Source organism: Sorangium sp. So ce128, from assembly GCF_051525245.1.
Taxonomy (GTDB): Bacteria; Myxococcota_A; Polyangia; order Polyangiales; family Polyangiaceae; genus Sorangium; species Sorangium cellulosum_B.
The window spans coordinates 9,962,876-9,976,968 of record NZ_CP150313.1; the positions used below are offsets into that span (position 1 = coordinate 9,962,876).

10 protein-coding genes are annotated in these 14,093 nt (G+C 68.6%); 4 read left to right on the forward strand and 6 right to left on the reverse strand.

Translation table 11 applies throughout. From position 1 onward, the window contains the following. Positions 1 to 100 precede the first annotated feature (100 nt). On the reverse strand, positions 101 to 976 hold the full coding sequence (locus WME82_RS37780; RefSeq protein ID WP_438039290.1) for a helix-turn-helix domain-containing protein: 876 nt from the start codon (positions 974 to 976) through the stop codon (positions 101 to 103). A 394-nt stretch (positions 977 to 1,370) separates the two neighbouring features. On the opposite strand from WME82_RS37780, the gene WME82_RS37785 reads away from it, so the two are divergent. The 3 genes from WME82_RS37785 (at position 1,371) to WME82_RS37795 (ending at position 6,267) form a co-directional block, all read left to right on the forward strand. Continuing rightward, positions 1,371 to 2,270 carry an SGNH/GDSL hydrolase family protein gene (locus WME82_RS37785; protein WP_437912903.1) on the forward strand — a complete coding sequence of 300 codons (900 nt, stop codon included), beginning with the start codon at positions 1,371 to 1,373 and terminating at the stop codon, positions 2,268 to 2,270. 543 nt (positions 2,271 to 2,813) lie between these two features. Next, positions 2,814 to 4,730, forward strand: a complete 1,917-nt coding sequence (locus WME82_RS37790; protein ID WP_438039291.1) for an RICIN domain-containing protein — start codon at positions 2,814 to 2,816, stop codon at positions 4,728 to 4,730. A 370-nt stretch (positions 4,731 to 5,100) separates the two neighbouring features. Further along, the gene (locus WME82_RS37795; RefSeq protein WP_438039292.1) at positions 5,101 to 6,267 is read left to right on the forward strand and encodes an RCC1 domain-containing protein; all 1,167 of its coding nucleotides are present in this window, start codon (positions 5,101 to 5,103) and stop codon (positions 6,265 to 6,267) included. 66 nt (positions 6,268 to 6,333) lie between these two features. Here WME82_RS37795 and WME82_RS37800 read toward each other — a convergent pair whose 3' ends face one another. Then, positions 6,334 to 7,926 (reverse strand): FAD-dependent monooxygenase, encoded by a 1,593-nt coding sequence (locus WME82_RS37800; RefSeq protein ID WP_438039293.1) that lies wholly within the window; start codon positions 7,924 to 7,926, stop codon positions 6,334 to 6,336. 74 nt (positions 7,927 to 8,000) lie between these two features. On the opposite strand from WME82_RS37800, the gene WME82_RS37805 reads away from it, so the two are divergent. Continuing rightward, positions 8,001 to 8,795, forward strand: coding sequence for a TetR/AcrR family transcriptional regulator (locus tag WME82_RS37805; protein WP_438039294.1), 795 nt, complete (start codon positions 8,001 to 8,003; stop codon positions 8,793 to 8,795). A gap of 11 nt (positions 8,796 to 8,806) precedes the next feature. On the opposite strand, the gene WME82_RS37810 is transcribed toward WME82_RS37805, so the two are convergent. The 4 genes from WME82_RS37810 to WME82_RS37825 all read right to left on the reverse strand — a co-directional run bounded on the left by WME82_RS37810 (position 8,807) and on the right by WME82_RS37825 (position 13,853). After that, complete coding sequence (locus tag WME82_RS37810; RefSeq protein ID WP_438044971.1) at positions 8,807 to 10,147, reverse strand: cytochrome B6; 1,341 nt, start codon at positions 10,145 to 10,147, stop codon at positions 8,807 to 8,809. A 607-nt stretch (positions 10,148 to 10,754) separates the two neighbouring features. After that, entirely contained in the window at positions 10,755 to 11,456 is a 702-nt protein-coding gene (locus tag WME82_RS37815; protein ID WP_438039295.1) for a thermonuclease family protein, read from the reverse strand. Between the two features lie 346 nt (positions 11,457 to 11,802). Beyond that, positions 11,803 to 13,110 carry a hypothetical protein gene (locus WME82_RS37820; protein ID WP_438039296.1) on the reverse strand — a complete coding sequence of 436 codons (1,308 nt, stop codon included), beginning with the start codon at positions 13,108 to 13,110 and terminating at the stop codon, positions 11,803 to 11,805. Positions 13,111 to 13,328: 218 nt separating this feature from the next. Beyond that, positions 13,329 to 13,853 carry a hypothetical protein gene (locus WME82_RS37825; protein WP_438039297.1) on the reverse strand — a complete coding sequence of 175 codons (525 nt, stop codon included), beginning with the start codon at positions 13,851 to 13,853 and terminating at the stop codon, positions 13,329 to 13,331. Positions 13,854 to 14,093: the final 240 nt, after the last annotated feature.

The window sequence follows — 14,093 nt, forward strand, 5'->3', positions numbered from 1 at the left end:
CTCATGCGGGTCGCGGAAGGCGCGGCCCGGCGCGCGCCGGAGCGCCAGGCGCTGCTCGGCGCGAGGGGATCCCCTGCGCCCGAGGAGCCCGGCCGGGCGCTCACTTCTTTCGATAGGCGCCCGGCGTCGTCCCCGTACGGCGCTTGAACGCCGTCGTGAGGTGCCCCTGATTGGCGAAGCCACACTCCAGCGCGATCTCCGCGATGGACAGCCGCTCGTCCTGGAGCATGGTCATCGCCTTCTCGATGCGGCGCGAAATGACGTACTGGTGGGGAGTCTGGTGAAAGGCGCTCTTGAACAAGCGCGAGAAATGGTCCGGCGAGTAGCCCACCAGCCCCGCCAGGTCGACGAGCCCGAAGTTCGAGGAGAGCTCGCTGTCCACGAATTTTTCGATCTGGGTTCGCTGGCTCCTCGAGAGGCTCGCGTTGCGCAGCGAGATCTCCGCCCCTGATCCCGCTCCGTACCGCGCCGATAGGTAGGAAGCCAGCGCCAGGCAGAGCGACTGCACGTAGACGGCCCCGAAGTACTCCTGCCGCTCGGCCTGCGCCTGCAGGCGACGGACCAGGTCGACGACATGGGCGTCGACCAGACCGAACCGTGGCTCCCGCTCCGGCACCAGCACGGCGGACGGAGATGCACAGAGAGCCAACATGGATGCTTCGGGGAAGTTCACCGACGTGCACACGGAGGGCCGTCCCCGCCACGCGACGCTGTACAGCCTTGTCCTCCGCGGCAAGAGGTCCATCATTCCCGAGAGCCGCTCGAAGGAATGCTCCCGGACCTCGCCCGACGTCGGCTCCGCGAAGTGAATGTCGACCTGCGAGGGGCCTCCCGTCCACACCAGGACCGCATCACTCTCCGCCGAGAGCCCCTCGATCCGGCCGCTCTCGGGCACGTACCCGATCCGGAGGGGCAGCCCCACCCAGTCCGATCCGGTGAGAGCCGCCCCGTACTTTGCTGAGAACTCCGCGGTCATGCCTGGGGTCGCCCCGGAGCATCGTCGACGTCGAGGAACACGGGGGTCAAGCCCCTCGTGCGCCCGGCATGTGAGCGCACACACACCTCTGCTCGCGGGCGCCGGGTGGATCGGATCCCGCGCGTCGGGATCCTGAAAACCTTCGCCGGGAATTTGAACGACCTCGCTGCGAGCGCCACGTACCCTTCCCTTCACTTCCTCGCAGAGGCTGTGCGGGTGGTGTGACACTGCGCCGAGCTCCCGCTCTCTCTGCTTACAACACAATTTTATTCGGTCGCTGACCGGGAGCGCTGCTCACATGTCTACCTCGACCTCTCCGCTGCTCGTCCGTCGTGGCGCATTCGGCACCTTTGCCCGCGGGATTCCGCTCGTGGGCCTTCTCTTGGTCGGTTCCATGGCCTGCTCCAGCGCTTCCGATGGGTCGTCCGACGGCTCGGGCGGCTCCGGAGGAGGTGCTTCTTCCTCCGGCAGCGCCCAGACGACGAGCGCGGGTGAGGGCTCGGGAGTCTCCTCGACCACGAGCGGAGCGAGCAGCACGACGGCCACCAGCGGTTCGGGCGGTGGGGCTTCTTCCAGCAGCTCGAGCAGCGCCGGAGGGGCTGGGGGCGCGAGCAGCAGCAGCAGCGCAGCGGAAGGAACGAGCGGGAGCGGGGGCTCTCCGGATGCAGGGTTCCAGCCTTGCCCTGCGACGGGCGCCTGCAAGATCCTGCCCCTCGGGGACTCGATCACCTTCGGTCTCGGCTCCGACGGCGGCTACCGGGTCGAGCTCTTCCACCTCGCCACGCAGGACGGCCACGAGGTCACCTTCACGGGCAGCCAGCCGGGGAACGGCCCCGCGATGGTCGATGGCAAGCCGTTCCCCCGCAATCACGAGGGCATCAGCGGAGAGACGATCCAGCAGATCGCCAATCGTATACCGACCCCGGGGCTCCGGGAGATGCCGCACATCGTGCTGCTCCACGCCGGCACCAACGACATGTATCGAGAGCCGAACGGCGCCGACACCCGCCTGGGCGCGCTCATCGACGAGCTGATCGCCGAGGCGCCCGACGCGCTGATCGTCGTGAGCAACATCATTCCTTTCCCGAGCGGCGCAAACGCGGTCAGTACGTACAACGCCAAGATCCCCGCGCTGGTCGAGGCGCGCGCCAGCAAGGGCGCGCACGTCCTCTTCGTCGATCAGTTCAAGGATTTCCCCACGTCCGAGCTCGGCGACGGGGTCCATCCCAACAAGGCCGGCTACGCCCGGATGGCAGGCCGCTGGTACGACGCGATCTCCGACTACCTGAGGTGAGCCGGACCCGGGCCGGAGGCGAGCGTCCCCCAGGTCAGCTCGACGATCCTTCGACGCGCCGGCCACGGCGCCTCGGACCGGGCCGACCATCCACCAGAATCTACCGGCATCCTGAGCCCCGCTGTCGCCTTCGGGGATGACGGGGCGGCCCGGGTCGTTCACGGAGCGCCCGGTCGGCTGCTCGGGCTGCCGCCGGCGACACCGGCAGGGACGCAGGAACCACGGCGTCCGGCGGACCATCCTCGTACCGCCAGGCGACGGGATCTCGGTGCGCGTGCCCCCCATCGACAGCCCTCCGCTTCCAAGATAGCGTAGCCTTGCGTCAATCAGGCGCACACATCTTCCGCCAACGTATGCGCCTGGCGACGCGACGCGACGCGGAGCTCGCTTTCGCAGGAGATTCGCTGAGGACGCGGCGATCGACCCGGCTTTGAACCAGGGGAGAGTCGCTCACGGCACGTACGAGGTCGATGGATCCATGGATGGCTCGGCCGCTCGTTCGCGGGTCCGGGCCACCCGCGCCGCTTACACGAGGTGAGAGCCATGGCCAATGCAAATGTCGGGATCAGTCAACGCGGCGTCGTTGACGCGACGAACGGGCAGTTCGTGTTCCGGAACTTCTCCTCCGTCGACGACAGGTATACCGCGCAGTTCAGCGTCACCGCGATCGACGGCCAGGGGCGCCCGATCGACGCGATCTCCACGGTGACGGGCCTCGTCCACGGATCGCTCTTCTCCTTCCCTGCGTCGAGCGCGATCGACGTACAGGTCGTGCAGACCAGCGGCGACAACACCGGTGATAGCCAGACGTTGAGCCTCCAGCCGTACACCCTCGTCGCGCCAGGGTACGACATCTTTCACTTCTTTCATGAGGAGCTCACGGAGGTCGTCTGGGCGATCGGCAGCCCCACGTCGGCCAAGAACCAGGTGGTCGTGCTCCGCTCCAGCGACTACTTCACGAGCTTCATCGTGGTCTGGACGATCGATATCCCAGACGGCGACAAGAACCTGAACCAATATCGCTCGATCTACATCGATCAGTACGACAACATCATCATCGGATGGCGGCCGGGGCCGCTGATCTGGCGAAGCGGCGCCCGTCTGATGCGCGACGCGAGCTACAGGCCTACGACCGACCCGTTCGTCCAGTTGTTCTCGTGGATGGATCCGGACAATGGATTGCTGTGTCCGTTCTGGAACATCACGGAGGATGACATCGGCGGTCGCTTGATCATCTCGGAGTACGGAAGCAGCACGGCCGCCCAGAAGCCGCACGGCTCCCACCGAGGGATATTCCGGTCGTCTGACCCGCTCCGGGCCACGTGGAGGCTGGACGTGGTGGACGCGGGGTTCGACGCGAATGTGACGAAATTCTCGGGCTATTTCCGTCACATTCACGGCTATCACGTGAACCCCGACTTCTCCAACATACACCACATGTTCCTGGGGGACACCGTGCCCGACGTGAGCTCGGACGGGACACCTGGTTATTACGTCAGTCAGGACGGCGGTCGGACGTGGAGCACCGAGATCATCACCCAGTGGCCGGGCGGAGGGAGCCAGTTTTACAACGGCCCTTGCTTCGTCACATGGTGGCCGAACGGACAGGCTTTCATCACCAGCGACACGGCAGAGACAGGGCGCGCGTACTGGTGGGGGAGCGGTCCTTCGAACTGGGGCGGCCCCGGCTTCAGCCCGGTGATCGAGCTGCGGGCCAACGTCGATGAGGAGTCGGAATCCCCCGATACCCCGTGGATGGCCATGGCCGTGAAGAACTCCTACGAGACGTACTGCACGACGGCCAGCTCTGGGCACAAGGAAATCTTGTGGCGTTACGACTGGGACAAGGGAAAGACCCAGGTCCTGGCCGAGGTGCTCATCGACCCGTCGGCGAGCGACCCGTCGGCCACGACGCTGAGGTGGTTGTCCGGCTCTCGGCACAACAGGATACCTTCGCAGGCGCAGTACTTCTTCACGTCGAGGAACCGCCGATTCTCACGGCGCGGGGCGACGCCGTCCGCGGGGCGTACCATCCCCGACGGCACCTACAAGGTTATCGGCCGCGGCAGCGGCAAGGCGCTCGACGTCAGTGAGTGGTCGGTGGCGGACGGAGCCGGCATCCTACAATGGCCTTATGGTGGAGGGGACAACCAACGCTGGCTCTTTGCCTACCAGGGAAACGGCTATTACAAGATAACGGCGCTTCACAGCGGTAAGGCGCTGGACGTATCCAGCTTCTCCACGGAGGATGGCGCGGACGTGTTGCAATGGCCGTGGCACGGCGGTGACAACCAGCTCTGGCAGGTGGCCGCCAACGGCGATGGGACGTATCGCCTGGTCAGCAAGCACAGCGCGAAGGTGCTGAACGTGCTCGGCGCTTCGACGGCGGACGGCGCCAAGGTGAACCAGTGGACCTGGAGCAACGCAGCCAATCAACAATGGTGGATCCAGCCGCCCTGAGCTCGGCTTCCTTGTCCTTTTCGAGGCGCGGGAACGTGGGCGAACCCTTGCGGAGCCTCGCGCCGGGCTTTCGGGCGAGAGGCTCCACGGGCATCGAGCGCGGCCCGCTTCGCCGTTGATTTCGCGAGCTCGTCTGAAAGTCCATGGCCGGGGAAAGCCCGCTCCCGACGAGAGCTCACCGGGCAGCCGTCGCGTGTTGTCGCAGGAGTAGCCCTGCGCCGACCGCGTCGTTTTCCTGCTGTCCGTGACTCGCGACGCACATCAAAAATGTTGTTGAGCTTACATCCTGCACCGTGATAGACGTGTGCCGTCGTCTTGTCTTTCCGTCATCAACCGAAGAGAGGTTCATGTGAGCAAGGTGTCAGGATCGGTGTCCCTGCTGTGTGCCGCCGTGGCGCTGGTGGCGTGTGGAGGAGAGCAAGGCGCGGAGCTCTCCGAGGAGGTCGCGTCGACCGAGCAGCCCCTGAGCGTCGCCGTGGCGCTCACGGTCGGCAGCTCGCATGCCTGTGCTGCTCTGGCCGACGGCACGGCGTACTGCTGGGGCTTCAACAGCGGCGGCGAGCTCGGTGATGGAACGACCACGAGCTCGAGCAGCCCGGTGCAGGTCCCGGGGCTGTCCAGCGTCGTCGGTATAGCGGCGAATTTCTACCACACCTGCGCCGTTGACGGCGGGGCCGCCTATTGCTGGGGGAGCAATGGTTACGGGAAGCTCGGCGACGGGACCCGTACAAGACGTTACTCCCCGACGGCGGTCTCGGGCCTCTCGTCGGGAGTCGTCGCCGTGACAACGGGATACGAACACAGCTGCGCATTGCTCTCCGGGGGCTCCATCAAGTGCTGGGGATCGGACCTGCACGGGCAGATCGGGGATTCGAACGCCGCGACCGACCAGCTCACACCGGTGACGGTCTCCGGTATCACAGATGCGGTGGCCATCTCAGCTGGATCCTATTCCACCTGTGCCCTCCACAGCACGGGAGCCGTCTCGTGCTGGGGAGACAACTACCTCGGTCAGCTCGGAGACGGCACCCAGACGCTCAGGCAGACGCCTGTGAGCGTGACAGGCATCTCGACGGCGACCGCCGTGACGCGCGGTAACAATCACACCTGCGCCCTTCTGTCCGACGCGACGGTGAAGTGCTGGGGACGTAACGGCTCAGGTGAGCTCGGGATAGGCTCGTCGTCGCCCACCTACAGCACCACCGCGGTTACGGTCACCGGGATCAGCGACGCTGTGTCGATCGACGCCGGTTACACCTATGTCTGCGTGGTTCACGCCGGTGGGGGCGCATCCTGCTGGGGCTCGAACGGCAACTATCAGCTGGGGGACGGCACCACGACCAACAGGACGTCACCGGTCTCTGTCGGGAGCCTCAGCAACCCGACGCTGATGGCTGGAGGATACTCGTCGACATGCGCGACCATCTCGGGCGGTGGAGCCAAGTGCTGGGGCGCCGACGTCGATGGGCAACTTGGCAACGGAGGATCCATACCCGGCACCGCAAGCAGCACGCCGGTCAGCGTCGCGCTCCCGTGATCCGTCGAAGGGCCGGACAGCTCGCCATGATCTCCTGTCCAACCAAGGACGCGCTCAGGCGACGACCTACGTGAGGGCGTCGCGCTCGCCGGTGCGGCGCGCGGCGGACGACACCCGCCCGAGGGCACCGGCGAGCGCGCCGCGCGGATCCGCCGGCAGGTCGAGCGAGCGCCAGGCCACGTAGCCATCCGGGCGGACCAGCGACGCTCCCCCGGCCCCGAGGCCAAACGCCCTGGAGAACGCTCCTTCATCGGATGGCAGCACCTCCGCGCCGATGCGGATGCATTCGAGCTCGATGCCCAGCTGATCGCCGACCTGCGCTGCGGCGGCGCACCACCGCGCGTCCTCGGTGAGCAGCACCCAGCGTCGCTGGAACAGATCGAGCGTCGACAGCCGCTCGCCGCCCCTCACCACCCACACGTGCGGCGCGCGCGTGCCGGGCTGACCCGCCCATTGCTCGGGCCGCAACGCCGGCGGGAGTTCGTCCCCGGCGCCGAGCACCGCCGTCGATCGGACCAGCTGCCCGAGCTCCATGGCGTCGTCGTCGAGGATCGGCGCGCCTCCGGCGGTCCCGCCCGCGTGCGCCTTGTAGTCTTCCCGGGCGAAGATCTGGTGGTGCCGGAGCCACGCGATCGGGCGCCGCTCGGCGTCGTACGTGTCGAGCAGATCCGGCGCCGACGCGCCGGAGAGGACCGCAGAGAGCTTCCACGCGAGGTTGTGGGCGTCCTCGATGCCGGTGTTCGCGCCGTAACCGCCCCGGTTGGGCGGCAGCGTGTGCGCGGCGTCCCCGGCGAGGAACACCCTGCCGGACATGAATCGATCGGCGACGAGGGCGCTGATCTCCCAGCGCCCGGTGGTGACGATCTCGATCTCCAGGTCCGGCCTGCCGATCGCCCTGGAGATCAGCGCTCTCAACGTCGCCGCGTCGCGCTCCTCGTCATCCCAGAAGATCAGCACCCAGCGGCCATCGCCGTAGGTGGTGAGGAATGCGCTGAAGCCCGGCTGCTCGATCGCGAACTGCGTGACCCCCGCTCGGAGGTACTCCTCGAGCGGAGCCCGGAAGAGGACGCTGCGCGCCGTCCGGATGTGCCCTCTCCCGGCGCGGCCGATCCCGAGCGCCTCGCGGATCGCGCTGCGGTGGCCGTCCGCCGCCACCAGGTAGGAAGCGCGCAGCGCGATCTCTCGCCCGTCGCGCCCGCGCAGCCAGGCGGTCACGCCGCCTGGGTCCTGCTCGAAGCGGGTCAGTTCGGTCTCGAGCCTCACGTCGGCGCCGAGCTCGATCGCCCTGTCTCGAAGCCTGGGCTCGAGGCGATCCTGGGCGATCGCGGCGCCCGCGCACGGCGATCGCTCGATCGCGGGCGCCACCTGCTCCCCGGGCGTCCACGGGACCTCCTCGAACCACGCCCCGGCCAGGCTCTCGACCCGAGCCCGGCGCAGCCGGAAGCCGGGCGGCACCTGCGGGATGTGCGGCCCAAGCCCGACCGCGCGGTAGAGCTCCAGCGTCCTCGGCGTGTAGCCGATCGCGCGTGGATGCGGCGAGCTGCCAGCGTGCCGTTCGACCAGCACCGTGCGCACACCTCGCCAGGCCAGGAACACCGCGGCCGACAGGCCGACCAGGCTGCCCCCGACCACGAGCACCGACGTCGATTCTACGTGCATGAGAACCGTCCTTTGATACAGTGTATCACTACGATACAGTGTATCGCGTCGGATTTGTTGTCAACCGGCTGCTGATGCGAACAAGACGAGCGATGACCGCACGGCAGAAAAAACCGCACGTGACCGGCGCCTCCCTCATCTGGGACCGCCCGGAGCCGGCGCTCCGTCCCGCTCCCGGGCCGCTGAGCAGAGACCGGATCGTGCGCGCGGCCATCGCGCTCGCCGACGCGGAAGGCCTCGCCGCGGTGTCCCTGCGCAAGATCGGGGCTTCGCTCGACGCCGGCCCGATGCGCCTCTACGGCTACCTGGACACCAAGGAAGAGCTGCTCGAGCTGATGGTGGACGCGGTGTACGGGGAGATGGCGTCCGCGGGGCCCATCCCTGGCGGCTGGCGCGAGGCCCTCCGGACGATTGCCCACCGCACCCGTCGGGCGGCCAGGGAGCACGGGTGGTTCATCGATCTGCTGGGCGGCCGTCCCCATCTGGGCCCGAACGCCCTCGCGCACCTCGAGGCCTCGCTCGCCGCGCTGAGCGGCGCACCGGGCTTCGAGGACATCGACGCCGTCATGATGGCGGTCGGGACCGTCAACGCCTACGTGATCGGCGCCATCCGCGCCGAGGCCAACGAGCTGCGCGCCGAGGTCGCCAGTGGCCTGGATCAGACCGAATGGCAGCGGGCGTCGGAGGCGTACATCCGCCGGATGATCGCCACCGGCCGTTTCCCGACGCTCGCCAAGGTGGTCGAGGACGCCACCCACCCGCCGGCCGACGCCGCGTTCGACAGGGGTCTCGACTGCGTGCTCGACGGCATCGCGGCGCGCCTCTCCTGCGGAGCGGCGGCGGGAAAAGGTCCCCGCGAGCGGCGATAGCCGCTGCCTTTCTAGAGCACCCGAAGGAACGCCGTGAGATCCGCCTTCTCCTGCGCTGTCAGCTTCGTGCCGAGCACGAGGTTGAAGAACTCCACGGTGTCCTCCAGCGTGAGCAGGCGCCCGTCGTGCAGGTAGGGAGGGCTGTCCTTGATGCCGCGCAGCGGGAACGTCTTGATGGGGCCGTCCGCGGTCGCCATCCGTCCGTTGATGAGCACGGGCTTGAAGAAGCGCTCCGCCCGCAGGTTGTGCATCAGGTTGTCCGTGTAGTACGGCGCGGCATGGCACGTCGCGCACTGGCCCTTGCCGTTGAAGATCTGCTCTCCACGGAGCTCCTCCGGCGTGGCCTTCGCGGGATCGAGGCGCCCGTTCAACGCGAGCTTCGGCGCCGGGGGGAAGTCGAGGATCTCCTGGAACTCGGCCATCGCGTGGACCTGGTGCCCGCGGTCCAGGATGTTGATCCCCTTCTTCACGGCGATGACGATGTCGCCGTCGAAGTACGCCCCTCGCTGCTCGAACTCGGTGAAGTCCTCGACGGTCTTGAGCGCGCGCTGCGAGCCGAAGAGGCGCTGGATGTTCACGCCGCGCAGGGTCGGGGTGTCGATCCGGTGACGGAACTCCTGCGGTCGGATGTCGCCCACGAGGTGGGTCGCGTTGTTCGTGTGCCCGTTGGCGTGGCAATCGAAGCAGGCGACGCCGAGGCTCGCCCTCTCCGAGCGCCGATCCGCGGTCGCGTTGAACTGCTGCTGCGGAAAAGGCGTGACGAGGAGGCGGAGCCCCTCGAGCTGCTTCGGGTTCAGGATCCCGTTGAAGAGCTCGTAGAAGTTGGCGATGGTGACGAGCTGCCCCCTGGAGACGTCGCCCAGATCAGGCCGCGTGGTGAGGTAGATCGGCGGCGGGAACTCGGAGACGACGTGGTCCGGCAGGTCGAAGTCGAGATCGAAGCGCGTGAGGTCGCGCCCTTCCTGGCGCTTGATCTCCTCGATCTCGAACTTCGGGAAGACCATCCCTCCCTCCGGATGGTTCGGGTGGGGCAGCGGCAGGAAGCCCTGCGGCCAGAGGCCCTGGTCCCGGATGGCGTCGGGCGTGAGCGCGGCCAGCGATTCCCACGTCGTCCCCTTCTCGAGCTTCACCCGGACGCCGCCCTGAACGGGCTTTCCGCGCGACATGGTGACCCCCGGCGCGGGGCGGTTGGCGAGGTCGTACCGCGCCTCGAGCAGCGTCTTCTGGCGCTTCATCAACGCGGGCTTGTCGGCCTTCATCCGGGCCATCACCGCGGCGAACGGCTCCTTGTCGTCGACAGGGAGGTAGCTCGTGCGCGGCGTGGCGGGGCCGGGCGGCGGATACGCGTTCATGGGCGCCCTCGGGCCCGCCGGCGCGACCGCCTCGGGCGTCCCCGGCGGCGCGCCACGCGTGCTGTCAGGCGCCAGAGGTACCGCCCCCGGCGTCGTGGCGCAGTTCACGAGGCCGAGCGAGAGCGCGGCAGTGCACGCGACCATGCACGTGATATCCATTCCCTTCACAGGCATACGAGCGGCTCCTTCACGAGGGGTACGTCGTCAGAAATGGCTGGCCGAGCGCCCCGCCTCCCGGCGCGCGGAGCTCCCGCCCCGTGCACACGAAGGGCGGCTCGCCGGGCAAACAGCCGAGGCGCCATGGGCAGTTCCGCCCGCAGGCGACTCCTGTGCCAGGGGCGCGCCCGCTGTGCGCTCCGTTCCTGATCAGGCGCGGAGCGGGGCAATTTGCGCGGGAGATCGTGCCTCCTCGCTCGGATCGGCGAGCGAGCACGCCTCGCGCCATCGCGGGTCACCGTGCCCACGGAGCTCACGAGCGCGCTCCGTCCAGCCGATGTGCGGGGCGGCGCGAGGCAAACTGCCACGATCCGTGGCATCATGGTCCGCGTCGCGCCGCGTGCGCGACCGGGGCGCACGCGGCGCGAGCGCGCGCCCCACGGCGATCCGTTCAGCCGCCCTGTTCGTCCCGCTCCGGCTTGACGCGGAAGAACGGCGCCTTGACGTCCTTCGCGTCGAAGAAGAACACCCGATCCCAGACGGGGACCCGCTCCCGCTCCGTCAGATCGACCACCTCGCCTCGGGACAGGCTGCCGACGAGCTTCGCGCTCGACTGGCCTCGCATCCTCCACCGGAACTCGTACGGGAGCAGGACGCTGGCGTCGCCGAACATGCCGCGGCGCTCGGCGAAGCTCCGCCGCGCGGCCTCGGCGAGCTCCCGGGCATACCGGAGGTTCGGGGCGACGATGTAGGTCGTCGCCAGGCCCTCCTCCAGCATCTGCCGGTTGATGAGCCGACCGCGCGACAGGACGTATCCGAGGACGCGGCCGTAGGCGTCGAACGGCTGTTCGTCCGTCTGGATCTCGACCTCGGCGCCGTCGGGGAGCAGCTCGGACAGCCGCTCGGCGGCCAGCTCGGCCCAGTAACCTTGCGAGGCGCCGAGGAAATGCGTCTCCGGCGTATCGATGGAGAGCATACGGACAGGATGGATCACGCCGTTCTCGTCGCGCACGCGGAGCGTGTCGCCGTCGACCGTCCTCACCACCTCGGCGAGGAACCTGTCGCCAGGCAGCTCCCGGCGCAGCCCCCGCCTACGGGAGACAAGAGACACGTAGTCGATGAACCTCCGGAACTCCGGAAGCAATCCTGCCATCGCCCCCTCCTATGATGGATAGCCCCACAGAAACCGCCGTTCGCGCATCGCAGGGACTTTCGCCCTGCCCAGGCGGCCTGTTCCATGAAGATATAGAGAAGGCCCTGGCCCTATGAAAGCGCTCGCCGCACCTGACCCGTGGGGCGCGAGGTGGCCTGAAGCGCCGGTCGGAGGGGGAGGAAGAATTGAACGCAAAGGCGCAAAGACGCAAAGACGCCAAAAGGCAAGAGGGAATATTTCCTCCTTCGCTCCGTTGGCACGCTGGCGTTCCAATCTTCTTCTGGCGGCTTCACGAGCTTTTCGTTCATCTCACCGGCGTCGCCGCGAGCCGGTCAGATAGCACCGCTCATCGCGCCGCCTTCCGGGCGTCGCCGGCGCCGATCTCCTCCAGCAAATCATCCTCGTCCTCCCCCGCGGACACCTTCTCCAGCGCCAGCCTCAGCTTCGGCTCGGCGCTCGCCTCGGCGGCGACGCGGATCCGCTTCTCCACCGCTTCGCCCCCGTGCGGGCGCGCCGCGAGCGCCGCAGCGATGCGCTGCTCCGGCGGCGCAGAGCCGTCCTCGACGATGCGCAGCACCTCTTCGAGGTCGTTCCCCGCCGTCCGGTATCCGGTCCTGGCCACCAGCGACCCCAGCGCTTTCTTCCACTCGGCCAGCGGCCGGCCATTGCGCGCGATGACCTCCAGCAGCCGCGCCCGTTCCTGCATCGCGACGGCGGCCTGAGCGGCCTGAATTCGCTCGATCAGCGCCGTGGCCTCGGCGGGGCTGGCCGCCGGGACGGTGATCGACTCGCCGTGCCGCAGGCCGATCTTCATGAAATGATAGGCGCCGCCAACTCCCCCGTGGGTGAGAGTGACCTGGACGATGGCCCTGTGCGGGAAGAACCGCCGCCGGAACGCGCTCTTGACCATCACGCCGTCCGTGCCGATATGCACCCAGCTCGGCGTCACCTTGGACCAGAGCCAGGCCGCGACGCCCAGGAGCGGCGCGAGCCCGCCCGTCGCCGCCATCGGACCGAGGGGCGCGATTGACCACTCCGCGATGGCCGTGAACAGCAGGATCAGCAGCGCCAGCACACCCGGGGCGAGGATCAGGACGAAGAAGGCCAGGAGACAGCCCGCGATCTTGCGACCGCTGGAGTCCTCGCGGTACGTGCGCATCCGCACCGCGCGCGCCTGCGCCCCCGCCCCGGCCTGCGACAAGAGGTCGATCGCCTCCTCCTCCGAGGCTTGCTCGACGGCCGCGACGCGCCCATCCGAGAACGACAGCACCGCGGCGTGGCCGTTCGGCGTCCGCTCCGTCCAGCCGCCGGCGAGGCGCGCGAGCGGCAGGCTGCTCTCCTTCGCTCCCTCCGCGATCAGGAGGCGCTCGCCCTCGATCGTCACGCTGCCGTCGCGGAGGCGGCGCTCGCCCGGTCCGCGGTCCGCGCCGGCGAACGACAGCGCGCTGGCGAAGTAGCTGCCAAGGCCGATCAGCGCGGCGAAGAGCGAGGCCTTCTCCATCCCGAGCACGGCTAGCCCCCACGGAGCGGCGAACGTGCCGACGAGCGATGCGACGACCACGGACCCGAGGAGGCGCTTGTCGCGGCGGGCGTCCTGCACCTCGACCTTGCAGAATCGCTCGGGCGAAGCCGCGCCGGGAGCGTCCTCGCTCATTGCTGCGGCCGCATCGCCGGGATGTGCTCTCCGTGGTCCGCGGTGGTCATCGCGCGAGGTTACCCCGGGAGCGGCGGCTCGGAGCGGCGATTCCGCCGGACAGGCGCCGGCCTGTGCGACAATGCGGAGCCTCTCGGGCCGGCAGGCATCCACGACCCGGCAGCCGCGCCCATGCGATGGACAAGCCGCATCAGCGGTCGAAGTCGACAGACAGCGTTCTAGCTGGCCGCCTGCCTGCGCCCTTGCCGGGCACGGTCGCCGGCGCGCGCGAGAAGCAGGTCCCACACGACGCGCACCCGCGGCACCTCGCGCAGCGCCCGGTGCGTCACCAGGAACAGCTCGTCCACCGGTAACAAAGCCGCGTCCGGCCGCAGGGCCGCGCCGAGCTTGACGGGGACGAGACCGTGACGCTCGACGCTCGGGGCGGGCACCAGCGCAACACCGGCGCCGGCGGCGACCGGCGCGAACTGGCGCAGCAGACTATCGGAGCGCACGACCGGCTCGGCGCCGCGCAGATGTCTGGCGAGCCAAAGCGCCGGCGCGATGTGCGACACGCCTCGGTCTTGCACTGGGGGCGGCTGCTCGACGGGGAGTTGTTCGCAACGTCGCGCTACGTCGAGTGGGCCGTGCTCATAAAACGCACCTTCGGGTTCAATGCTTTGCGATGCCCGAGATGCGAACGGAAGATGCGCGCGCTTTCCACGATCACGGACCCAAAGGCCGTGCGCCGCATCCTCGTTCATCTCAACCTCCCCTCACACCCGCGAACGGCAGCACCCACACGCGACCCAACGTGGGAACCGATGGCGTTCGGGTTCGACGCCGCATAGCTGGGCACACCGCCCGAGCCCGTCATGGCGAGCGCTCGCCGCGGTCGTCGAGGCACAGCTGCGCCCGGAGCACGGCGCGCCGGCCCTGCGACGGGGCAAGCGGGTGTTCGGATGGGCGAACGACGGCTCGCCCGGCGCCGTCCCCGCGGGGCT